This window comes from Streptomyces sp. NPDC096205 (assembly GCF_044763135.1).
Lineage (GTDB): Bacteria > Actinomycetota > Actinomycetes > Streptomycetales > Streptomycetaceae > Streptomyces.
In genome coordinates this window covers 478,566-501,291 of the sequence record NZ_JBIWFS010000007.1, presented here as the reverse complement: position 1 = coordinate 501,291, position 22,726 = coordinate 478,566, and the positions used below count along the sequence as shown (strand labels likewise).

Here is a 22,726-nt window from a genome sequence, read left to right as displayed (position 1 = left end):
GTTTACCCGTTAGTAGCGTTCGCGATGGCTCGAACGTCGCGTTCGGAAGAGGGTGGGGACCCGTGGTGCGCAGACCGGTGGCGTGGCTGTTGGCGCTCGTTCTGCTCGTGGAGGGCCTGGCGATCGCCGCGATCAACTGGTTCCTCGGAGTGGTCGTAGAACGCCAGCACATGTCCATGGGCGGCCTCGACCCGGACGTGATGTCCCTGTCCTCGAAGGTCGGCGGAATTCTGTTCGGGCTGTACTTCCTGCTGTGCGCCTACATAGCCCTGCTCGTCGCCCTGCGCGACCGCGCGCCCGCCGGCTTCGGCCGCATCACCCTGATCAGCGCGGCGGTCGTCCACGGCCTGCTGGCCGCCCTGACGTGGGGTCTGGTGGGCTGGCCGGCCTTCGCGTTCATGGCCGCCGTGCTGGGCCTGATCGTTCTGCTGCTCATGACGTACGACGCCCAGAAGGCCCCCGAGACGGCCGCGGGGCCGGAACCTACGGGTGAGGCCGCGCCCGCGTGAGGACGACGACCTCGTCGGCCATGCCGATGACGATGTCGGGGCCGTGGGCGGCGACCGTGTCGGTGGGCAGGGGCAGATGGATCGTCTCCACGAGGTCGAGGGTGGTCAGGTCCCAGATCTGAAGCGTCGGCTTCTCCTCGACGCCGTACTCGCCTCTGCCGGTGACCTCCGCGCGGAAGGCCACGACGGCATGTGGACGGCCGTCGATGGTGGTGTACGCCAGCGCCCGGACGTCATGCCGGGGGCTGCTGTCCAGGACGGTGCCGTGGGTGCTGCCGTCGAGGGCCTGCACCACGACACCGTCGTAGCGGGCGATGAGGGCGTGGGGGCGCCCGTCCAGTGGGAAGCAGACCAGCCTGTGCACTCCACCGACCGAGCCGCCGTACTGCTCCGTGCGCTCCGACCCGTCGGTCAGGTCCCAGACGCTCATGTCGTCCAGGGTGCTGGTCAGCGCGTGCGGGCGGCCTTCGAGGTCGGTGCAGGCCAGCCCCCGGGGGTTGTCGGAGATGGCGAGCTGCGCGCGCGGAGCCGCTCGCAGGAGATCCCAGACGTGGACGGCTCCGTCGACGGCCCACAGCGCGTGCGGGTGGCCTTCGAGCTCGGTGCAGGCCACCTTGTAGACCCAGCCCGTTCCGTCGGCGATCCGCTCCGGTTCGCGGTCACCGGCGAGGTTCCAGAGGTACACCCGTCCGGACGGGGTCCCCAGGACCGCGTGGGGTTCCCCGTCGATCGTGGTGCAGCAGGAGGCCGACACCCATCTGTTGATGTCTGCCGACTTAGTGGGCCCGGGCGTGTCGGTGGCGAGGGGCCACAGCAGGACCGTGCCCGACTGGTCGCCGGTGACGGCGTGCGGACGCCCGTCGATCGTGACGCAGGACACCGATTCCACCGCGTGGGTGTGGCCCGCACCCGGGGTGTGCGAGGTGGCGTCGGTCAGATCCCAGATCCGGACTCCGTCGCCGCCGCCGGTGACGGCGTGCGGGCGGCCGTCGAGGGTGACGCAGGTGATCGCTTTGACGTCCTCGGTATGACCGGTGAGTGCCGCCCGCTGTGTCCCGTCGAGCAGATTCCAGACGTGGACCGTCTTGTCGTAGGAGACGAGGAGATGTGGGCGGCCGTCGACCGGGGCGCAGACAGCGGCGGTGGGAAACCCGCTCTCGGACACCTGGCGAGCGAAGCGGCGGGCGCCGGTGGCGAGATTCCAGAGTTCGACCTGTTCGTAGCCGCACACGGCGACACAAGGGTCGCCGTCGATCACCGTCGAGGCCAGTGCGTACGGCTGTCCGGCGCGCCGCCTGAAGCGCCGGCTGCGCCATCGCCGCCACGGCTTTCCGGTGATCAGGTCCCGCACCTCGGCCCGCCGACCGTACCCGGGCGGGGCGACGAGGTGGGCGTGCCCGCCGAGGCTGACGACCGTGGCCGCCCCCAGGCCGAGTTCGAACTCGGCGGACCGGGAGTGAGGCGTTCCGTCGACGAGGTCCCAGACCCTGAGGGACGTCCGGGTGAGCACGGCGGCGCGGAGGCGTCCGTCCACGGTCGCGCATTTGAGGGTCTCGACGGGCCCACCCACCAAGCAGCAGAGCACCTCCCTCTCCTCGGCCAGGTTCCACAGCCGAACGGTCCCGTCCTCGCTGCCGGACACGGCATGCGGGACGCCGTCGACGTCGACGCAGCTCAGGGCGCTCACGGTGTCGGTGTGGCCGGTGAGAGTCATCCGGCAGGTGCTGTCGGTCAGGTCCCAGACACCGAGGCCCCCCTCGCCGAAGACGCCGGTGACGACATGCGGCCGCCCGTCGATGACGGTGTGGTCGACGGCTCTGACCAGGCGGGGATGGTCCCGCAGAGTGCCGCGCAGCGCCGGATCGATCAGCCCGCCCGTCGCCCACCGGGGCAGCCATGCCCGGCCCCGCGCGAACCGACCGCTCAGCGCGTTGTCGCCGTACCGGGCCGCGTCGATGGCGAGGATGTCGCGGCGCTCGTGGACCGCGGCGTCCGCGTGGGCGGCGTAGGACGCCCGGTAGACGGCGGCCCGGCGGCGGTGCTCCGGGGTGACGGCGCGGTCCAGCACCCGGACCAGATGCGCCGGCGCCGCGTGGAGCAGGAACTCCGTGTCGCCCAGCAGGTCGTCAAGGACGCCGCCCGCCGCCGCGTGGGTCGCCAGGTGGTCGCGCAGATAGGGATGAGCCGTCGCCCAGTCGCGTACGCCGGTCTCCGGGGCGGGACGGACCTGGCCGAGCAGGGCCTCGGTGACGGCCCGGTGGGCGGCCCGGTCGGCCGGGCCCCGGCGGCGCAGGTACTCCGCGAGGGACTCGTGGAAGAGGCGGAACGCCGAGTCGCCCGTCGCGGTCCTGGTCTCCACGACGTACGAGCCCGCGTGCTCGTGCAGCCAGCGCAGCTCCTCCTCGGAGCACGGCTCGCCGGAGAGCGCCTCGGCCACCGCGGACCACACCGTGGACCAGGGCAGGCCCGCGCCCTGGGCGTACGCCAAGGGCGTCAACAGGCGTTCCACGAGCGGGCGTCGGGACCCGAACTGCTTCAGGTACGCCTCGAAGGCGTCGTCCGCGCTGCTCGGCAGCCGCCCCTCCCAGCCGGGGACGGCCGTGTCGATGCGCTGCGGCTCCCGGATCAGGGCACGGGCCGTCATCCGGGCCACCAGGAAGGACGTCCCTGCCCGGGAGGCGATCCCGTGGGCCACCCGGCCGGCCGCCTCGGGGGCGCCCCGGTACGGGGAGGCCGACGTGGGGTCCGCCGCGTCCAGCAGGAGCTTGGTGGCGTACTCGGCGATCTCGTGGCCGCTGACGCGCTGGTCCAGGTCGATGACGTCGACGGCGGCGCCGAGCGCGGTGAGCAGGGAACGCCGGGTCCCCACGATCAGCCGTACGGCGGGTAGCGCGGACATCGGCCGCAGCAACCGCTGGGCGACCAGGCGCCCTTCGCGGGTGTCACCGGCGGCACCCGCCTCGTCCAGCGCGTCGACCAGGACGGTCACGGGATGGGCGGCGTCCCGTTCGCCCAGCGCCCCCAGCAGGTCCTCCAGGGCGGCGCCGGGCTTGTGCACGACCTCGGCGAGTACGGCGGTCAGGTCCTCCAGCGTCGCGTGCCGGGCGTGCAGCTGGACGACCTGGTGCTGGTCGGCGGTCCGGCCGAGGAGCCGGCCCAGGACGGCCGACTTGCCCGATCCGGGGTCGCCGGTGACGATCCGGGCCCGGCCGTCGTGGTGCGGCGCGTCCAGCCAGTCGGTCAGCTCGTCCAGGACCGCCGTGCGGCCGGTGAAGTAGTCGCCCTTCTCCTCCAGGCTGCCCACTCCGCGCCCGCGGGTCTCGAAGTGGCCGCGGGTCTGGCGGCGCAGCCGGAGCAGGGTGTCACCGTCCAGCGCGCGGCCGGCCAGGGCGGGTATGTGGTCCTTGTTGCGGAAGAAGGGCGCGTAGCCGTCGCTCTCGATCGTCGACAGCCGGGCCTGCTGGGTCAGCCGCTCCGCCGCGAAGTACTTGTTGACCCGGTGCGTGACCTCCCGTACGCCGACGAACTCCGGCAGCACGCCCAGCCGCGGCTCGTGGAGCACTTCCGTGAGCGCGTCCACGAAGGCGTTCTCCCGGGCCCTGTCCTTCGAGCGGGCGGACGCCAGCAGCCAGCGGCCCGCCGCGCCCCGCCGGAAACGCGCGAGCTGGGAGGCCGTCCGGCCGATGTCCCCGGCGCCCTCGGCGGCGTAACAGGTGTCCAGGACGATCAGGAGCTGGCCCACCTCGCTCTTGACCAGCGCCCGGCCCAGATCCTCGCTGGGCAGCGCGGTCGCGTCCAGGGAGTCCGGCACGCTGGTGGAGCAGAGCAGATAGTGCCGGTCGAGGTCCTTCACCCCGTGCCCGGCGAAGTAGAGCACCACCACGTCGTCCGGCCCCAGCTCCGCCTCCGCCGCCCAGGTCCCGATGCCCTCGCGCAACTGCTGCGCCGTCGGGTCCGCCGCCAGCTCGGGCAGCACCGTCTCGTACCCCATCGGCTCCAGCAGACCCCGCAGCCGAGTCACGTCGTGGGGCACGCCGGGCAGTGGGGGGACGGTGGTGTCCGTGTATGTGCCGACGCCGATGGCGACGAGGAATCTCCGGCCCGTCGCCGGTGCGTCACCGGCGAGGCCGTCCGCCGGGCCTCCGACGGCCGCTTCGGCGGTGGTCATACGAGCCCCCGGGCCACCGCCGCCCCCGTCTTCGGTGCGGACAGATAGCGGGCGAAGTCGTGCATGCGGGCGCCGTTGTCGATCGTCTCGTCCGTCACCCGGTCGCCGAAGCGGTCGCGGAGACGGTCGGTCAGGGCGACGATGTCGCCCCGGTCGGCGATGTTGCTCCAGTGGCGGACCTGGCCGGGCCAGGCGCCGAGGCCGTCCGTCGGGAGGGGAGTGAGGCGGTCGAAGACGATCCCGCGCAGGCCGAGCGGCGAGCCCACGGTCACCAGGTCGAGCGGCGGCCACTCGGGATGCGCGCAGATCGTTTCGTACGCCACCACCGAGCCCAGCGAGTGGCCGACCAGCACCTTCGTGTCGGGCCCGACCTGCTCGGCGACCCGCCGCACGGCGGCGGCGCGCAGCTCCGGCTCGGTCAGATAGCGGCGCACCTGGCGCAGCGCGAAGATCAGCATCCGGTCGGACACCCGGCCGAAGAACGCCGACGCGGCGAGCGCGTCCAGGGCCGAGCGCACCCAGGTGTAGCGCAGCGCCCGGGAGACGGCGAAGGCGCCGGCGCTCCGGGTGCCCGGCTCGTCGGGGGCCGGTACCGCCGGGTCGACCTCGGCGGCGGTCTGCCACCACAGGGCGAGGAGTTCGGCCTCCAGGTCGTCCTCGACGTCGGTCTCGTCCCACGGGGGCAGGTCGATGGAGCGGGTGCCCGGCTCGAAGTACAGGTCGCCGTAGAAGGCGCAGGTCACGTCGTCGGGGTCCACCCGCACGCCGGCCTCGCTGAGCTGCACGCCGTCCTGGAGGGCGGGTACCAGGTCCCGGCGCAACTGCTCCGGGCCCAGGAACTCCTGCGCGATGCCGTGCACCATGACGATCCGGCTCATCAGCGGCTCCTGCCCCCCGTGCGGATGCCCTACATCGTCACCGTACGCCGTGGGACCTCAGGTCCACAGGTCGGTGATGGAAACCCCCAGGCGGCCCAGCAGACGGCGGACCAGGGGCAGGCTGATGCCGATGACGTTGCCGTGGTCGCCGTCGATGCCGTCGATGAACGGGGCCGAGCGGCCGTCGAGGGTGAAGGCGCCCGCGACGTGGAGGGGCTCGCCGGAGGCGACGTACGCGGCGATCTCCTCGTCGGTGGGATCGCCGAAGCGGACGACCGTGGAGGCGGTGGCCGAGGCGTAGCGGCCGGTGGCGGTGTCCCAGACGCAGTGGCCGGTCTGCAGGACGCCCGCGCGGCCGCGCATGGCCTTCCAGCGGGCGGTGGCCTCCTCGGCGTCGGCGGGCTTGCCGAGGGCCTGGCCGTCGAGTTCGAGCACCGAGTCGCAGCCGATCACCAGCGCGCCCTGCACCTCGGGCCGGGCGGCCACCACGGAGGCCTTGGCCTCGGCCAGGGCGAGTGCCAGTTCGGCCGGGGTCGGCGCGGTGACGGCGTCCTCGTCGACGCCGCTCACGATCACCTCGGGGGCCAGTCCGGCCTGGCGCAGCAGCCCGAGCCGGGCGGGGGACTGGGAGGCGAGGACGAGTCGGCGGCGCGGCTGATCAGTCATGCCGCCAGCGTATCGGCGCGGTCCCGTGGTGGCAGGCCGTGTCTCACCTCAGGCCGATCGCGATCATCGCCAGCACCATGGCCACGGCCATGAGAACGCCCAGCCGCCGCAACATCGCCTGCATCTCACGCAGTTCCTCGGGCGGCTCGTTCTCCGGGTCGGACCACAGCATGACCGCAATGGTCCGGCCGGCGGCCCGGGCGGCGCCTGAGTACGCGTACTCAACTTAACTAAATGGGACTCGGGTTCTGTTAGCCTAATGGTGCTTCGGTTCCATTAGGATCGATCCGTCAAGGCGAGGAGGACCCTGCCGTGTTCACCACTGTCTGGACCGCATCACCCCAGCTCCCCAGCGAGGGCTTCACCCCCAACTGGTCCCGCGAGGGCTTCTGGCGCCAGTCGCTGCGCCAGATCGTCCGGCTCTCCGCAGGCGGAGACCGGGTGCGGATACGGCTGTCCCACGCGTACGGCACCTCGCCGCTGCGGGTCGCGGCCGCGAGCGTGGCACGGGCGGGGGAGGGGGCCGGGATCGAGGCGGGGACGCTGCGGCCGCTCACCTTCCGGGGAGAGCGGGAGGCGGAGATCCCGGCCCGCGGCGAGGCCGTCAGCGACGCCGTCGAACTCGCCCTCGGCGCGGGTGACTCCCTCGCCGTCACCCTCTACTTCGACACCGCGACCGGGCCCGCGACCTTCCACGCGCAGGCCTTCACGCACAGCTACCGCGGCGAGGGCGACCTCACGGACGCGACGGCCGCCGGCTTCGACGCGGTCACCGAGTCCTGGTACCTCCTGTCCGCCGTCGAGACGGACGCGGGCCGCCGGGACGCCGTCGCCCTCTTCGGCGACTCGATCACCGACGGCTTCGGCTCCACCCCGGGCACGGACCGCCGCTGGTCCGACGCCCTCGCCACCCGCACCGGGCGGCCCGTGCTGAACGCCGGGATCGGCGGGAACCTGCTGCTCAACGACTCGGCGTGGTACGGCGAGAAGGGCGTCCACCGGCTGTCCAGGGACGTCCTGGCCCACCCGGGCGTGGACACCCTCGTGGTGCTGCTCGGGCTGAACGACATCGGCTTCAGCGAGACCGACGAGCAGCCGACGTACAAGCCCGCGCCCGTCCTGGAGGCGGACGAACTGATCGCCGGACACCGGGAGTTGATACGCCAGGCTCGCGGGGCCGGGCTACGGGTGATCGGGGCGACGCTGCTGCCACTGGGGGGCTCGGACCACTGGGGCGAGCACGCGGCGAAGGTGAGCCATGAGCTCAACGAGTGGATCCGGAACTCCGGGGAGTACGACGCCGTCGTGGACCTCCACCGGGCCCTCGCCGATCCCCAGGACCCCGACCGGCTGCGGGCGGCGTACGACTTCGGCGATCACCTGCACCCGAATGACGCAGGGTACGAGGTGATGGCCGAAGCCGTCGCGGCCGTGCTCCAGGGCCTATGAGGGCCAGTACGTGCGGGCCCAGGCCGAACGCCCCGGCTGGGGCACCGGCCGGGCCGCGATGCGGGACGGGTCGGACCAGGAGTCCCTCGGGGCGGGTGCGCCGGACGGCAGAGCCGATGCCGCCACGGCGCGGGCCCTGACCACCGCCAGGGCGGCGGCCAGCTCCTCGGGGGTCGGGTTGCCCCGTACGACCTTGATCGTCACAGCGGCTCCTTACAGGGGGATGTTGCCGTGCTTCTTCGGAGGCAGGGATTCCCGCTTCGTGCGCAGCTGACGCAGGCCGCGCACGATGTGGCGGCGCGTGTCGGACGGGGCGATCACGGAGTCGACGTAACCGCGCTCGGCCGCGACGTAGGGGTTGAGGAGCGTGTCCTCGTACTCCTGGATCAGCCGGGCGCGCACCGCCTCCAGATCCTCGCCGTTCGCCTCCGCCTCGGCCAGGGTGCGCCGGTGCAGGATGTTGACCGCGCCCTGGGCGCCCATCACCGCGATCTGCGCCGTAGGCCAGGCCAGGTTGATGTCGGCGCCGAGGTGCTTGGAGCCCATGACGTCGTAGGCGCCGCCGAAGGCCTTGCGGGTGATCACCGTGATCAGCGGGACCGTGGCCTCGGCGTAGGCGTAGATCAGCTTCGCGCCGCGGCGGATGATGCCGTCGTGCTCCTGGCCGACACCCGGCAGGAAGCCGGGCACGTCCACGAACGTCAGCACCGGGATGTTGAAGGCGTCGCAGGTGCGCACGAACCGGGCCGCCTTCTCGGAGGCCGGGATGTCCAGGCAGCCCGCGAACTGCATCGGCTGGTTGCCGACGATGCCGACCGGGTGGCCCTCGACCCGGCCGAAGCCGGTGACGATGTTCGGCGCGAACAGCGCCTGCGTCTCGAAGAACTCGGCGTCGTCCAGGACGTGCTCGACGACCGTGCGCATGTCGTACGGCTGGTTCGCCGAGTCCGGCACGATCGTGTCCAGCTCGCGGTCCTCGTCCGACACCGCCAGGTCGGCCTCCTCGGGGAAGGCCGGCGCCTCGGAGAGGTTGTTGGACGGCAGGTACGACAGCAGCTGCTTGACGTACTCGATCGCGTCCTTCTCGTCCCCCGCCATGTGGTGGGCCACACCGGAGACCGAGTTGTGGGTGCGGGCGCCGCCCAGCTCCTCGAAGCCGACGTCCTCGCCGGTGACCGTCTTGATGACGTCCGGGCCGGTGATGAACATGTGCGAGGTCTGGTCGACCATCACCGTGAAGTCGGTGATCGCGGGGGAGTACACCGCGCCGCCCGCGCACGGGCCGACGACGAGGCTGATCTGCGGGATCACACCGGAGGCGTGCGTGTTGCGGCGGAAGATCTCGCCGTACGCGCCCAGCGAGGCCACACCCTCCTGGATGCGGGCGCCGCCGGAGTCGTTGATGCCGATGACCGGGCAGCCGGTCTTCAGCGCGAAGTCCATGACCTTGACGATCTTCTGGCCGTAGACCTCGCCCAGGGCACCGCCGAACACGGTGAAGTCCTGCGAGAACACCGCGACCGGGCGGCCGTCGACCGTGCCGTAGCCGGTGACGACGCCGTCGCCGTACGGGCGGTTGGCATCCAGGCCGAAGTTGGTGGAGCGGTGACGCGCGAACTCGTCCAGCTCTACGAACGAGTCCTCGTCGAGGAGCAGTTCGATCCGCTCACGCGCCGTCAGCTTGCCCTTGGCGTGCTGCTTCTCGACGGCACGTGCCGAGCCGGCGTGCGTCGCCTCCTGGATGCGGCGCTGGAGATCCGCGAGCTTGCCCGCGGTGGTGTGAATGTCGATCTCTTCCGGCTCGGACATCGGGATGCGGCTCCCTGCCTGCTCAAAAGGGGGGACGATTACTCATCCGTAGCGTAGTGGTGGGCCTACCGATCGGCAGTGCGGCATACAACACACCTAGGGTGGCTTGCATGACGCCGCGAGAGCCTTCCGAGAACCGCTGGTCCGACCTGGACCGGCCGCCCCTGAACGTCATGTCCCTGCGCCGGGGACTGGTGCGCGAGGGAGGGCTGTGGCGGGGGGTGGAGGTGGTGCGCAGCACCGGCTCCACCAACTCCGACCTCGTCGCGCTCGCCGTCGCGGGCAAGGCCGAGGAGGGTGCCGTCCTGGTCGCCGAGGAGCAGACCGCCGGACGCGGCCGCCTGGACCGGCAGTGGAGCGCCCCGCCGCGCTCCGGCCTCTTCTTCTCCGTCCTGCTGCGGCCCGCCGAGGTCCCGGTGGCCCGCTGGGGCTGGCTGCCCCTGCTCACCGGAGTCGCCGTCGCGACCGGCCTGTCCCGCGCGGCGGGCGTGGACACGGCACTCAAGTGGCCCAACGACCTCCTCGTCACCGTCGGCGGCGAGGAACGCAAGGCCGGCGGCATCCTCGCCGAGCGCGCCGGCGACGACATGGTCGTCCTCGGCGTCGGCATCAACGTCACCCTCCGCGAGGACGAACTCCCCGTCCCGCAGGCGGGTTCCCTCGCCCTCGCGAACGCCGTCAGCACCGACCGCGACACCCTCCTGCGGGCCGTCCTGCGCACCCTGGAGGACTGGTACGGCCGCTGGCGCGCGGCCGGCGGCGACCCTGCGGCGTCCGGCCTCCAGGAGACGTACGCGGCGGGCTGCGCGACCCTGGGACGGACGGTCCGCGCCGAGCTCCCGGGCGACCGCTCGCTGATCGGCGAGGCCGTCGCGATCGACGGCGACGGAAGGCTGGTCATCGCAACGGAGGAGGGCGTACAGGAACCGGTAGGCGCAGGAGACATCGTGCACTTGAGACTGGCGTGAGGATGCGTAGTCGAAGGGGCGCGGGGAACTGCGCGAGCAACCAAGGACAACCCGCACCCGGCCGCGATCGGAAACCAGGCACACGCAGCCCCGACGCGGCGAAACCCAACGGAGTGAGGCCGTACAGTTGAGGCCGGTCGATACCTGACCGCGACAGATCGGAAGGGCAGCAGGCGTGACCGTCGACGACACCGGCACCGACCCCGGTGAGGACCCGCTCGCGCTGCGTCTGGAACAGCTCATCCTCGGCGCCGAGCGGCGCTACACCCCTTTCCAGGCGGCCCGCAGCGCCGGTGTCTCCATGGAACTGGCGTCCCGCTTCTGGCGGGCGATGGGCTTCGCCGACATCGGCCAGGCCAAGGCGCTCACCGAGGCCGACGTGCTGGCGCTGCGCCGGCTGGCCGGTCTGGTCGAGGCGGGGCTGCTGAGCGAGGCGATGGCCGTGCAGGTGGCCCGTTCCACCGGGCAGACCACGGCCCGGCTGGCCGAGTGGCAGATCGACTCCTTCCTGGAGGGCCTGACGGAGCCGCCGGAGCCGGGCATGACCCGGACCGAGGTGACGTACCCGCTGGTCGAGCTGTTGCTGCCCGAGCTGGAGGAGTTCCTCGTCTACGTCTGGCGCCGACAGCTCGCCGCCGCGACGGGCCGGGTCGTGCAGGCCGGCGACGACGAGGAGATGGTCGACCGCCGGCTGGCCGTCGGCTTCGCCGACCTGGTCGGCTTCACCCGTCTCACCCGCCGCCTGGAGGAGGAGGAGCTCGGCGAACTGGTCGAGGCCTTCGAGACCACGGCCGCCGACCTGGTCGCCGCGCGCGGCGGACGGCTGATCAAGACCCTGGGCGACGAGGTGCTGTACGCCGCGGACGACGCGGGCACGGCGGCGGAGATCGCCCTGCGCCTGATCGAGACGATGGCGAACGACGAGACCATGCCGGAGCTGCGGGTGGGCATCGCCTTCGGCACGGTCACCACCCGGATGGGTGACGTCTTCGGTACGACGGTGAATCTGGCCTCCCGTCTGACCTCCATAGCCCCCCGGGACGCCGTGCTCGTCGACAGCGCCTTCGCCGAGGAGCTGATCCGCACGGGCGAGGCGCCCGCCTCCGAGACGGAGGCCGCGGAGGCGGCTGCCGCCGCGGAGAAGGAGGGCGAGGAGCCGCCGGCCTACCGTTTCGCGCTCCAGCCGATGTGGCAGCGCCCGGTGCGAGGCCTCGGCGTGGTCGAGCCGTGGCTGCTGACGCGCCGGGAGGGCGCGCCTACGTTGTGATCACGGCTGCTCGTCCAGCACGCACAGCCCGATGACCGGCAGGCACAGCCCTGGCGGCGGGGTCGGCTGGGTGGTGGCCGGGGGCGGTGAGGAAGGCTGCGGCCGGGGCGTGGTCGGCGTCGGCTGCGGGGCCGGGGAGCGGGTGGCCGACGGCGGTTCCGCGGTCGGCTCGTCCGTCCGGGGTGTCGGGGTGCTCGGCGCCTGCGGGATGCCGGTGGCGGTCGGGGCGGCGGGCTCGGACGCGGCGGCGGAGTTCGGCGCCGTCGCCTTGTCGGGTACGTCCGCACCGACGCCCGGCACCGGCGAGGAACCGGCCGCGCCGAGCGGGACGGTCGCCGACGGGCTCGCCTGCGGCACGGTGGTGACGGTGGCCCCCGCGTTCGTCGCCCGCTCGGTCCCCCGGTACGGATTGATCCGCGGCTCGGCCTCCACCGCCCCCGGCCCCCCGATCCCCGTCTCCGGCGCCATCCGCACCAGGCTCAACGCCCCCGCCGCCAGCGCCAGTCCACCCACCGCCAGCACCGCCCTGCGCGGCCGCGGCCGCCGGTGCCGACCCCGCATTCTCCCGAGCCCGGCCGCGCCGGGTGCCGGCGTGGGCGTGAGGCTCGCCTCCTCCCGGGCGCCGTCCCTGGCCTCGGGCCCCACCGGTGCGCGGGACGCGCACGCCTTCGCGACGGCGTCGGACCCCGAGGCTGCTGCGAGGGCGCGGGGGTCGGTGAGGCGGCGGGCGGGGTGGGGCTCCGCGACGGGGTGGGACTGCGCGAGCGTGTCGGGCCCCGAGGCTGCTGTGGGTGCGCCGGGGTCGGTGAGGCGGCGGGCGGGGTGGGGCTCCGCGACGGGGTGGGACTGCGCGAGGGTGTCGGATCTGCGGAGCCCCGCCTCGGCGTCGAGGTCGGCGGTTGCCGCGGCGGCGTTCGGCGCGCCGGTCTCCGTCAGGGCGCGGGCCGCGTGGGACTGCGCGACCCCGCCGGACTTGCGGGTGCCCGCCTCGGTGTCGGTCGGGTCAGCCCCCGCTGCGGCTTCGGCGCTTGCCCCGGGTTCCTGCGTTGCGGCTTCGGCGTTCGCCCGGAGTCCCTGCGGCGCAGCTCCGGCGGTCGCCCCGGGTGCCTGCGCAGCGGCTTCGGCGTTCGCCCCAGGTTCCTGCGCCGTAGCTTCGGCGTGCGCCCCGGGTTCCTGCGCAGCGGCTTCGGAGTTCGCCCCGGGTTCCTGCCGCGCAGCTCCGCCATTCGCCCCAGGTCCCTGCGGCGCCGCAGCCGGTTGTTCGCCGGCCGCCTGTCGCGGGGCCGAGGGCGTCGTGGCCCTCGCGCGGGCGGCAGCCCTGCCGGCGGTCCCTGTGTCCCCGGTCGTGTCGTCCGTCATCGTGATGCCTCCCCGATGCGCTCGCGCCCCCGTGCGCCGTGGCCGTGCACGCTAGGCGCTCCGGCGGCGCCGGGTGGGGGAGTCGGTGGGGATGTCACTCGAACGGGTTGTCGGCGAGGTGCCCCGGGCGGCTCTTCCCCCGGAGGGACCCGGCTGCGATGATCGGGGCGAGAGTTGTTAACCCGCGTTAACCGGAGGGTGTTCATGAGCGAGGAGCGGTTCGGGGAGTTCGTGGCCGTGCGGCGGCACGGGGGCGGGGGCCACGTGGCCGAGCTGGCCCTGGACCGGCCGAAGGCGATGAACGCCGTGTCGACGGAGATGGCGCGCTCCATCGCCGGGGCGTGCGCGGCGCTGGGGGCGGACCGGAGTGTCCGGGCCGTCGTGGTCACCTCCACGCACGAGCGCGCCTTCTGCGTCGGCGCCGACCTGAAGGAGCGCAACTCCTTCACCGACGCCGAGCTGGTGCGCCAGCGCCCCGTCGCCCGGGGCGCCTACACCGGCGTGCTGGAACTGCCCGTGCCGACGATCGCCGCGGTGCACGGCTTCGCGCTCGGCGGCGGCTTCGAGCTGGCGCTGTCCTGCGACATGATCGTGGCCGACCGTACGGCCGTGGTCGGACTGCCCGAGGTCTCCGTCGGGGTCATCCCGGGCGGCGGCGGCACCCAGCTCCTGCCTCGCCGGGTCGGCGCCGCCCGCGCGGCCGAGCTGATCTTCACGGCCCGCCGCGTGGAGGCCGAGGAGGCCAGGGACCTCCGCCTGATCGACCTCCTCGTCGATGCCGGCCAGGACCGCGAGGAGGCCCTCGCGCTGGCCGGCCGTATCGCCGCCAACTCCCCCGTGGGACTCCGTGCCGCCAAGCGCGCCCTCCGCCTCGGCCACGGCCTGGACCTGCAGGCGGGCCTGGAGGTGGAGGATGCGGCCTGGCGGTCGGTGGCCTTCTCGGGAGACAGGGCGGAGGGGGTCAAGGCCTTCAACGAGAAGCGCAAGCCCCTGTGGCCGGGTGAGTGAATACCTAGTCAGGGGCGCGGGGCTGTATCCATATGCGGCTCCGCCGCGTGGGCGCGAGAAGCGACCACGGCCCTCAGGACGCACATCACGGAGCCACCCCCACCTATTCGCCACACAAACCCACCACACCGCCCCAAAGCTCCCTAACCTGGAGCAATGGGCGAGGACAAGCGACTCTCGGCGGTAGTCGCGCTGGCGCAGGGCATGGCCGCGGCACACACCCCCCGCGAGTCCTGGCGCGCGGCGGCGCAGGGCGCCTGCCACGCGCTCGCCGGCAGCTTCGCCGCGCTCTCGGTCTGGGAGCGTGAGCGGGGCCGGCTGAGGGTCCTGGTGAACGTGGGGGAGCGCACCTCCGGCGAGGTGGAGTACCCGGACGACGAGACCTACCCCGTCCACCAGTTCCCGGAGATCACCGAGTTCCTGCACGAGCGATGGGCCGGCGGCGGCGGCCCCAACGCCTGGGTGGAGACCGCCGACGGCCCCGCCGCGGGCCGCCCCGGCTACATCCATCAGCGCGTCGCGGCCCTGCGCCGCCGCGGCCGCGGCAGCTGTGTCGTCGCCCCGGTCGTGCTGCACGGCCGGGCCTGGGGCGAGCTGTATGTCGCCCGGCCCGTCGGAGAGCCCGTGTTCGAGCCGGCCGACGCGGAGTTCGCCACCGTGCTCGCCGCGGTCGTCGCGGCGGGCCTTGCGCAGACCGAGCGTCTCGAGGAGGCCCGCCGGCTGGCGTTCACCGACGCGCTGACCGGCCTCGCCAACCGCCGGTGCGTCGACATGCGCCTGGACGAGGCGATCGAGCGCCACCGCACCCAGGGCGTGGTCGTCAGCCTCGTCGTGTGCGACCTGAACGGCCTCAAGCGGGTGAACGACACCCTTGGGCACGCCGTCGGCGACCGCCTGCTGGAACGGTTCGGCTCAGTGCTGTCCTTGTGCGGCGCGATGCTGCCCGGCGCGCTCGTCGCCCGGCTCGGCGGGGACGAGTTCTGCCTGCTGGCGGTCGGCCCGGCCGCCGACGACGTGGTCGAGGTCGCCGAGGAGCTGTGCCGCAGGGCCGCCGAGCTGGAGCTGGGCGAGGGCGTGGCCTGCGGGGTGGCGTCCACCGAGGACCCGATCGGCGCGGTCGGCTCGGCCCGGCGCCTGTTCCGGCTGGCCGACGCCGCCCAGTACCAGGCCAAGGCCGTACGGGGCGGCAAGCCGGTGGTGGCCGGCCGCGAGGGCCCGGACGACCCCGTCGTACGCCTGGCCGACGAGCCCTCGCACGAGACCGGAGCCGAGCGGCGCCGCTTCCGCGGGCGTCACTGACGTAACGGGTGCGGCCCCTGACCTGTGTGACGTATTCGGTAAGGGGCGAACCGGGCTCCCACTGGTGACATCTTGGTCTTCACTGCGTACGCTCCTGAATATGGATATGCACACTGTGGTGGTGGGGACGTCCGGCACGACCGCGTCCGACGTCCTCGCCGTGGCGCGCGGCGGCGCCCGGGTCGAGCTCTCCGAGGAGGCGGTGGCGGCCCTCGCGGCGGCCCGCGAGATCGTCGAGGCGCTGGCCGCCAAGCCCGACCCCGTCTACGGCGTGAGCACCGGCTTCGGCGCCCTGGCGACCCGGCACATCAGCCCGGAGCTGCGCGCCCAGCTCCAGCGCAACATCGTCCGCTCGCACGCCGCCGGCATGGGCCCGCGCGTCGAGCGCGAGGTCGTGCGCGCGCTGATGTTCCTGCGCCTGAAGACGGTCTGCTCCGGCCACACCGGCGTCCGCCCCGAGGTCGCGCAGACCATGGCCGACCTGCTCAACGCCGGGATCACCCCGGTCGTGCACGAGTACGGCTCCCTCGGCTGCTCCGGCGACCTCGCCCCGCTCTCGCACTGCGCCCTGGCGCTCATGGGCGAGGGCGACGCCGAGGGTCCGGACGGGACCGTGAAGCCCGCCGCCGAGCTGCTCGCCGAGGCCGGCATCGCCCCCGTCGAGCTGCGCGAGAAGGAGGGCCTCGCCCTCCTCAACGGCACCGACGGCATGCTCGGCATGCTGATCATGGCCCTCGCCGACCTCGACACCCTCTACAAGAGCGCCGACATCACCGCGGCCCTCTCCCTGGAGGCCCTGCTCGGCACCGACAAGGTCCTCGCCCCCGAGCTGCACGCCATCCGCCCGCACCCGGGCCAGGGCGACTCCGCCGCCAACATGCTGGCCGTGCTCAAGGACTCCGGCCTCACCGGCCACCACCAGGACGACGCCCCGCGCGTGCAGGACGCCTACTCGGTGCGCTGCGCCCCGCAGGTCGCCGGCGCCGGCCGGGACACCATGGCCCACGCCCGCCTCGTCGCCGAGCGCGAGCTGGCCTCCGCCGTCGACAACCCGGTCGTGCTGCCCGACGGCCGCGTCGAGTCCAACGGCAACTTCCATGGCGCCCCGGTCGCCTACGTCCTGGACTTCCTCGCCATCGCCGCCGCCGACCTGGCCTCCATCGCCGAGCGGCGCACCGACCGGCTGCTCGACAAGAACCGCAGCCACGGCCTGCCGCCGTTCCTCGCGGACGACGCCGGCGTCGACTCCGGCCTGATGATCGCCCAGTACACGCAGGCCGCGCTGGTCAGCGAGCTGAAGCGGCTCGCCGTGCCGGCCTCGGCCGACTCCATCCCGTCCTCCGCGATGCAGGAGGATCACGTCTCCATGGGCTGGTCGGCCGCGCGCAAGCTGCGCACCGCCGTCGGCAACCTCACCCGCGTCATCGCCGTCGAGCTCTACGCCGCCGCCCGCGCGGTCGAGCTGCGCGAGGGCCTCACCCCGGCCCCGGCGACCCGCGCGGTCATCGACGCCGCCCGCGCGGCCGGCGTCGGCGGCCCCGGCCCGGACCGCTTCCTCGCCCCCGACCTCGCCGCGGCGGACGCCTTCGTCCGCGACGGCTCGCTGGTCGCGGCGGCGGAGAAGGTCACCGGGCCGCTGCGCTAGGCGGCAAGCCGAAGGGCCCCGTCCGGCGTTCCGGACGGGGCCCTTCCGTGCAGCCGGTTACTTCAGCTTGGCGCCCTGGGCGTTCACGACGACCGCGGGGACCGTGTAGTCCTTCTGCGACATCATCGCGCCGAGGTTCATCGTGAAGTACGAGGCGATGGTGTTGCCGTGACGCACGACCTGGGTGTGGACCGTGGCGGTCTCCCCCGTCGCGGCGTCCATCTCGCCGGTCGCGGAGAAGGCGACCGCCTCGTCGCCGGTGGCGCCGACGGCCTTCTCCTCGGTGACCTTGGTCATCTTCGTCGGCTCGTCCGAGCCGTCCGTGATCTCGAAGCCGCCCGCGCAGTCCTTGACCGCGTCGGAGACGGTCTTGAACGCGTCCGCGGCGCCCTCACCGTCGTACGAGGACAGCGCGACCACCGACACGTCGACGCTCATCGCGTCCGCGAGGGCGTCCTCGGTCTCGCCGTCGGTCAGGTCCTCCAGGGACTTGGAGGCCGTGTCGGAGGGCTTCTTGTCCTGCGTGGCCATGGTGTTCGTCTCGGCCGGCGCGTCCGTGGGCGCCAGGCCGCTCATCACGTAGGCCAGCGGCAGGCACTTCTCGTCGCCCTTGAGCTTGCCCTTCTCGGCGCTGAGCTCCTTGTCGACCGGCTCGACCTTGTAGCCGGTCACATCGCCCTGGGCGATGATCAGCTTCTCCAGCTCGGCCTTGGTGTACGTCTTGGCGTTCTCCGACGCACCACCCGAGCCGGTGTTCTTGGAGTCGTCCGAGCCACTGTCCGAGCACCCCGTGAGAAGTGCCAGAGACATCGCGCCCACGACAGCCGTGGCGCACAGGCGCGCCCCCGTTGATCTGTTCATGAGCGGACTATGAGTGTTCGGTCAAAGACGCGTCAAGCTTGGGTATTTAGAACCCAAGTCGCTCTCTACGCACCGAATATGTCACGAATCCGGCGCCGACCGCGAGGAAGAGCGTGCCGCCGACGACGTACGGCGTGCTGTCGAAGCTTCCGGTGTCGGCGAGTTCGGTGCCGCCCTGCGAGTCCTGCAAGGCCTCGGTGCTCGCCGCCACGGCCGCCCTGGCCTGGGTCGTCGTGGTCGTCGAGGGCTGCTGTCTCGCCGGGGAGCCGTCCGTGGCGTTGGCGGACGGGACGAACCACAGGGCGCCCAGCAGGGTGGCCGCGGCGGTGGCTGTCAGCAACGGACGACGAGCGGATGACACGGAATATCGATCCCCTTGTGACGCTGGCGAATTGGCCGTGTGGGGCGATGCTAGGGCCTGTCCGCCGGATCAGGCCAGCCGCGAGCGGAAGCGGTTGCCCGCGCAGGTCGGCGCGGCCCCGGGGGCGTCCGGCCGAAAGGCGCGGGTCGCGGGAAAGCCGTGGGCGCAGCGAGCCGTACCCTCGCGACATGAGCACTCCTGAGACATCACGTTTCGTACGGCTTCGCGTGGAACTCGTCCTCGAGGTGGACGACGTGGAGGCGGTGACCGGCGCGGCGCTCGCCCGCATCGCCGAGGACGACGAGATGCCCGACACCGAGCGCGCCCACGCCGAAGGCGCTGTGACGGAGGACACGGCGGAGGCCCTCGCCTACCTCGTGGACCCGTTCGACCTGGTGGGCGAGGTGCCCGGGGTCGAGCTCCAGCAGGCCTCGTGGAGCAGCGAGCTGATCGACTACGACCCCGATTCGCCGGACTGGGACCTCGGCGAGGATGATGTCGACGGCGATGAAGAAGAGGGCGACGACGGCGGGGAGCCGTCGGTCCGCTGAGCCGGACGTGGGGAAATCGTGACCTCGGACGGCAACCGCCGTCCGGGGTTTCTTCGTCTCACGGACGGCAACAGCCGTCCGGCAACGTGGTGTGCCCCACACATACGGGACATGTGGAACGGGACGGACCGGTCGTAGCGTTGAACGTTATTGGCGGGGAACTCTCGGGGTTACTGGGGATTCGGCAACGATGGAGAAGCGTGTGATGACGAACAGTAAGCGGCGCAAGGGCCTCACGGTCGCGTCCGCACTGCTCGGCGGGGTGCTGGTGCTCTCGGCCTGCTCCGGCGGCGACGAGGCCAAGGCCGACGGGGCCGAGGACACCTCGCAGGCCAAGGTCGACGAGGCGGCGGCCCAGAAGACCTCCGAGGCCCAGATCAAGATCACGCCGGCGGACGGCTCGAACAACGCCTCCATCAACAACTCGGCAGCCGTCACGGTGAGCAAGGGCACGCTCACCGAGGTGACGATGACCACCGCGGACGGCACCGCCGTCGCCGGTGAGATATCCGCCGACAAGACCAGCTGGAAGCCCACCGCCCAGCTGGAGCGCTCCACCACCTACAAGGTCGCCGTGACCGCGAAGGACGCCGAGGGCCGCGAGGCCCACGAGAACGCCTCCTTCACCACGGTCTCGCCGGACAACAGCTTCATCGGCTCCTTCACGCCGGAGGACGGCTCGACCGTCGGCGTCGGCATGCCCGTGTCGATCAACTTCGACAAGGCGATCACCAACAAGGTGGACGTCCAGAAGGGCATCACCGTCACCTCCTCCAGCGGGCAGGAGGTCGTCGGCCACTGGTTCAACGCCAACCGCCTCGACTTCCGCCCCGAGGACTACTGGCAGCAGAACTCGACCATCACGCTGAAGCTGGCGCTCGACGGGGTCGAGGGCGCCGAGGGCGTCTACGGCGTCCAGCAGAAGACGGTCACCTTCCAGATCGGCCGCAACCAGGTGTCGTACGTCGACGCCAACACCAAGCAGATGAAGGTCACGCAGAACGGCAAGGTCGTCAAGACCATCCCGATCTCCGCGGGCTCGCCCGACAACAAGACCTACGAAGGTCAGATGGTGATCTCCGAGAAGTTCAAGGAGACCCGGATGAACGGCGCCACGGTCGGCTTCACCGACGACGACGGCAAGGGCGAGTACGACATCAAGGACGTGCCGCACGCCATGCGCCTGACCACCTCGGGCACCTTCATCCACGGCAACTACTGGGGCGCCGACTCGGTGTTCGGCAACGTCAACACCAGCCACGGCTGCGTCGGCCTGAACGACACCAAGGGCGCCAACGACCCCGACACCGAGGCCGCGTGGTTCTACAACAACTCGATCGTCGGTGACGTGGTCGTCGTGCAGAACACCGGCGACAAGACCGTCTCGCCGGACAACGGCCTCAACGGCTGGAACATGAGCTGGGCGGAGTGGAAGGCCGGCTCGGCCGTCTGACCCTCCCGCTGGAACTCCTCCGCTGCCGCCGCGCCTTCGGGCCCGGCGGCAGCGGCGTTCGTGGGCTTCTCATGCGGCTCTTATGCGGGGCTCAACCGCCCATCACGGGGCGTGCCTAGCTTGCGGCGCATGTTCTTCACCTACCTGAGGCGCGAACTGCGCCGCCGTAGAAAGGCGGCCCTCGTCGTCGCCTCCGGCCTCGCGCTGGGCATCGCCCTCGTCATCGTGGTCACCTCCGTGTCCTCCGGCATGGGCAAGGCGCAGGACAAGGTCCTGCAGTCGCTGTACGGGCTCGGCACCGACATGACGGTCACCAAGGCCGCCTCCGCCCCCACCGGCGAGCAGGGCAGCGGCCCCCGCTTCCGCTTCGACGCGCGCGACAGCGACTCCGGCTCCGACGCGCAGGAGCAGAGCAGCGACCGCGTCATGGTCCAGGGCTTTGAGACCCTCGCCTCCTCCACCGTCGCGAAGGTCGCCGCGCAGGACGGTGTCGCGGACGCGGTCGGCGGACTGAGCCTCCAGGTCGTCCGGGTCAGCGGTGCGTTCACCCGCGGCCAGCTCCAGCAGGGAGAGGCCCCCGCCCAGGGGGGTCCGGGCGGCGGGGCCGCCGAGGGCCGTATCGAGGGCGGCGGCGCCGACTTCGACGTCGACAACTACTCCGTCTACGGCACCGACGTCACCGAGCCCGCTCTCGGCCCGCTGACCTCCTCGAAGATCACCAGCGGCCGCACCTTCAGGACGTCCGAGACGAACGCGAAGGTCGCCGTCGTCGACTCGGCGTACGCCAAGGAGAAGAAGTACAAGGTCGGTTCGACGGTCACCGTCAAGAGTGTCGAGTACGAGGTGATCGGCGTGGCCACCGCCGACAGCGGGGACGCGGCCGCCGACGTCTACCTTCCGCTGAAGCAGGCCCAGACCCTCGCCGGCTCCGCGAACAAGGTCACCACGATCTACGTCAAGGCCGAGGACTCCCAGCGGATCGACGCCGTGAAGGCGGCCGTCCGGAAGAGCATCGCGGGTACGACGGTGACGACGTCGGCCGATCTGGCGGACCGGGTGTCGGGGTCGCTGTCGACGGCGTCGAGTCTGGCGGCCGGCGTGGGCAAGTGGCTGTCGATCGTGGTGCTGGTCGCCGCCTTCCTGGTGGCGGGGCTGCTGACGTCGTCCGCGGTGTCCCGGCGGGTGCGGGAGTTCGGCACGCTCAAGGCACTGGGCTGGAGGTCCGGCCGCGTCACCCGCCAGGTGATGGGCGAGGCCGTGGTCAACGGGCTGGTGGGCGGCGCACTGGGCATCGCGCTGGGCCTTGCGGGCGCGTACGCCGTCACCGCGCTGAGCCCGACCCTGCAGGCCGAACTCGGTGGCGCGACGAGCGGCCCGCGCATGGTCGGCCCCGGCCGCGAGGCGGCGACGAAGACCCTGGACGTCGCCCTCACGGCCCCGGTGAGCCTCACGACGATCGTCATGGCGGTGGGCCTGGCGGTTGCAGGCGGCCTCATCGCGGGCACCTTCGGCGGCTGGCGGGCATCCCGCCTGCGCCCTGCAGATGCCCTGCGCCGTATCGCCTAGGGGCGCGGGGCTGTATCGATATGCGGCCCCGCCGCGCGGGCGCGACCAGCCACCGACAATCCGCAGACGAAGGACCACCATGTACGACCTCAAGGCAGTGACAAAGCACTACACGCGGGGCAAAGAAACCATCACAGCCCTCAACGCCATAGACCTCACCATCCAGGACGGAGACCGCCTCGTCATCCAAGGCCCCACCGGCGGCGGCAAGTCCACCCTCCTCCAGATGCTCGGCGGCCTCGACCGCCCCACCTCCGGCCAGGTGTTCCTCGACGGCACGGACCTCGCCGCCCTCCCCGAGGCCCGCCTCACCCGCGTAAGAAGCGAAAGCATCGGCTTCGTCTTCCAGAGCTTCAACCTCATCCCGACCCTTACCGCCCAGGAGAACGTGGAAACGGCCCTCGTGCCGCTCGGCATCAAGGCGAAGGAACGTCGAGAACGAGCCGCGGAGGCACTGGAGTCGGTCGGCCTCGGGGAGCGCCGGGGCCACCTCCCCGGCGAGATGTCCGGAGGACAGCAGCAGCGCGTCGCCATAGCCAGAGCACTCGTCAAGCACCCCAAGGTGCTGCTCGCCGACGAACCCACCGGCAATCTCGACGAGTCGATGCGCGACGAGGTCATGGAGGTCCTGGAGTCCATGTGGAAGGAGCACGGGCTGACCTTCGTGATGGTCACGCACGACACCGCGATCGCCAAGCGCGCTCCACGCCTCGTGACGATCCGCAAGGGCGCAGTCTCGGTCACGGAACGCGCGGTGTCCTGAAAGCGCTCCCGTCTCGCGGGTTTTATGACCGACTCGTGACGAACCCGTGTTGAGACGGCTGATCACCCCCCGGCATACTTCATCCTCCGGGGGGTGTACGCGCAGGTGTACGGGATGACCCCCGGCCGGGTGAACGGGGAAGTCGC

Annotated in this window: 20 protein-coding genes; 11 read left to right on the top strand and 9 right to left on the bottom strand. The window is 72.2% G+C overall.

Annotation, left to right across the window (positions count from 1 at the left end; translation table 11 throughout):
• Window positions 1–62: 62 nt before the first annotated feature.
• Window positions 63–509 (top strand): hypothetical protein, encoded by a 447-nt coding sequence (locus ACIQ6Y_RS27100; RefSeq protein WP_404042587.1) that lies wholly within the window; start codon window positions 63–65, stop codon window positions 507–509.
• Here the strand turns inward: ACIQ6Y_RS27100 and ACIQ6Y_RS27095 are convergent.
• From ACIQ6Y_RS27095 to mmpB, 4 genes are read right to left on the bottom strand one after another with little or no spacing between them, the layout of a single operon-like run.
• Window positions 484–4,677, bottom strand: a complete 4,194-nt coding sequence (locus ACIQ6Y_RS27095; RefSeq protein ID WP_404042586.1) for a caspase family protein — start codon at window positions 4,675–4,677, stop codon at window positions 484–486. The genes ACIQ6Y_RS27100 and ACIQ6Y_RS27095 overlap by 26 nt on opposite strands.
• Complete coding sequence (locus ACIQ6Y_RS27090; RefSeq protein ID WP_404042585.1) at window positions 4,674–5,555, bottom strand: antibiotic ABC transporter ATP-binding protein; 882 nt, start codon at window positions 5,553–5,555, stop codon at window positions 4,674–4,676. Before ACIQ6Y_RS27090 ends, ACIQ6Y_RS27095 begins: the two co-directional genes overlap by 4 nt.
• Before the next feature lie 57 nt (window positions 5,556–5,612).
• Window positions 5,613–6,221 carry a Maf family protein gene (locus ACIQ6Y_RS27085; RefSeq protein ID WP_404042584.1) on the bottom strand — a complete coding sequence of 203 codons (609 nt, stop codon included), beginning with the start codon at window positions 6,219–6,221 and terminating at the stop codon, window positions 5,613–5,615.
• A 43-nt stretch (window positions 6,222–6,264) separates the two neighbouring features.
• Window positions 6,265–6,393: a morphogenic membrane protein MmpB gene (gene mmpB / locus ACIQ6Y_RS27080; RefSeq protein WP_399645817.1), complete on the bottom strand. Its 129-nt coding sequence runs from the start codon at window positions 6,391–6,393 to the stop codon at window positions 6,265–6,267.
• A gap of 140 nt (window positions 6,394–6,533) precedes the next feature.
• On the opposite strand from mmpB, the gene ACIQ6Y_RS27075 reads away from it, so the two are divergent.
• On the top strand, window positions 6,534–7,670 hold the full coding sequence (locus ACIQ6Y_RS27075; RefSeq protein ID WP_404042583.1) for an SGNH/GDSL hydrolase family protein: 1,137 nt from the start codon (window positions 6,534–6,536) through the stop codon (window positions 7,668–7,670).
• Here ACIQ6Y_RS27075 and ACIQ6Y_RS27070 read toward each other — a convergent pair.
• Window positions 7,665–7,874 (bottom strand): acyl-CoA carboxylase epsilon subunit, encoded by a 210-nt coding sequence (locus ACIQ6Y_RS27070; RefSeq protein ID WP_404042582.1) that lies wholly within the window; start codon window positions 7,872–7,874, stop codon window positions 7,665–7,667. The genes ACIQ6Y_RS27075 and ACIQ6Y_RS27070 overlap by 6 nt on opposite strands.
• 9 nt (window positions 7,875–7,883) lie before the next feature.
• The gene (locus tag ACIQ6Y_RS27065) at window positions 7,884–9,479 is read right to left on the bottom strand and encodes an acyl-CoA carboxylase subunit beta (protein WP_404042581.1); all 1,596 of its coding nucleotides are present in this window, start codon (window positions 9,477–9,479) and stop codon (window positions 7,884–7,886) included.
• A gap of 110 nt (window positions 9,480–9,589) precedes the next feature.
• Here ACIQ6Y_RS27065 and ACIQ6Y_RS27060 point away from each other — a divergent pair, with 110 nt between their 5' ends.
• Window positions 9,590–10,447: a biotin--[acetyl-CoA-carboxylase] ligase gene (locus ACIQ6Y_RS27060; protein WP_404042580.1), complete on the top strand. Its 858-nt coding sequence runs from the start codon at window positions 9,590–9,592 to the stop codon at window positions 10,445–10,447.
• Between the two features lie 175 nt (window positions 10,448–10,622).
• Entirely contained in the window at window positions 10,623–11,714 is a 1,092-nt protein-coding gene (locus tag ACIQ6Y_RS27055) for an adenylate/guanylate cyclase domain-containing protein (protein ID WP_404042579.1), read from the top strand.
• Here the strand turns inward: ACIQ6Y_RS27055 and ACIQ6Y_RS27050 are convergent, their stop codons facing one another.
• On the bottom strand, window positions 11,715–13,073 hold the full coding sequence (locus ACIQ6Y_RS27050) for a hypothetical protein (RefSeq protein WP_404042578.1): 1,359 nt from the start codon (window positions 13,071–13,073) through the stop codon (window positions 11,715–11,717).
• Between the two features lie 204 nt (window positions 13,074–13,277).
• Between ACIQ6Y_RS27050 and ACIQ6Y_RS27045 the strand changes: the two genes are divergently transcribed.
• The 3 genes from ACIQ6Y_RS27045 (at window position 13,278) to hutH (ending at window position 17,025) form a co-directional block, all read left to right on the top strand.
• Entirely contained in the window at window positions 13,278–14,081 is an 804-nt protein-coding gene (locus tag ACIQ6Y_RS27045) for an enoyl-CoA hydratase/isomerase family protein (protein ID WP_404042577.1), read from the top strand.
• 156 nt (window positions 14,082–14,237) lie between these two features.
• Entirely contained in the window at window positions 14,238–15,380 is a 1,143-nt protein-coding gene (locus ACIQ6Y_RS27040) for a diguanylate cyclase domain-containing protein (RefSeq protein ID WP_404042576.1), read from the top strand.
• Window positions 15,381–15,486: 106 nt separating this feature from the next.
• On the top strand, window positions 15,487–17,025 hold the full coding sequence (gene hutH / locus ACIQ6Y_RS27035) for a histidine ammonia-lyase (protein WP_404042650.1): 1,539 nt from the start codon (window positions 15,487–15,489) through the stop codon (window positions 17,023–17,025).
• A 57-nt stretch (window positions 17,026–17,082) separates the two neighbouring features.
• Here the strand turns inward: hutH and ACIQ6Y_RS27030 are convergent, their stop codons facing one another.
• Window positions 17,083–17,886: a hypothetical protein gene (locus tag ACIQ6Y_RS27030; RefSeq protein ID WP_404042575.1), complete on the bottom strand. Its 804-nt coding sequence runs from the start codon at window positions 17,884–17,886 to the stop codon at window positions 17,083–17,085.
• Window positions 17,887–17,932: 46 nt separating this feature from the next.
• Window positions 17,933–18,226 (bottom strand): hypothetical protein, encoded by a 294-nt coding sequence (locus ACIQ6Y_RS27025; RefSeq protein ID WP_404042574.1) that lies wholly within the window; start codon window positions 18,224–18,226, stop codon window positions 17,933–17,935.
• Window positions 18,227–18,435: 209 nt separating this feature from the next.
• Here ACIQ6Y_RS27025 and ACIQ6Y_RS27020 point away from each other — a divergent pair, with 209 nt between their 5' ends.
• From ACIQ6Y_RS27020 to ACIQ6Y_RS27005, 4 genes are all read left to right on the top strand, one after another.
• Window positions 18,436–18,798: a hypothetical protein gene (locus ACIQ6Y_RS27020; protein WP_404042573.1), complete on the top strand. Its 363-nt coding sequence runs from the start codon at window positions 18,436–18,438 to the stop codon at window positions 18,796–18,798.
• Window positions 18,799–18,988: 190 nt separating this feature from the next.
• Entirely contained in the window at window positions 18,989–20,251 is a 1,263-nt protein-coding gene (locus tag ACIQ6Y_RS27015) for an Ig-like domain-containing protein (protein ID WP_404042572.1), read from the top strand.
• A gap of 129 nt (window positions 20,252–20,380) precedes the next feature.
• Window positions 20,381–21,817, top strand: coding sequence for an ABC transporter permease (locus ACIQ6Y_RS27010; RefSeq protein WP_404042571.1), 1,437 nt, complete (start codon window positions 20,381–20,383; stop codon window positions 21,815–21,817).
• A gap of 79 nt (window positions 21,818–21,896) precedes the next feature.
• Window positions 21,897–22,580, top strand: coding sequence for an ABC transporter ATP-binding protein (locus tag ACIQ6Y_RS27005; RefSeq protein WP_404042570.1), 684 nt, complete (start codon window positions 21,897–21,899; stop codon window positions 22,578–22,580).
• The last annotated feature ends 146 nt before the right edge of the window (window positions 22,581–22,726 follow it).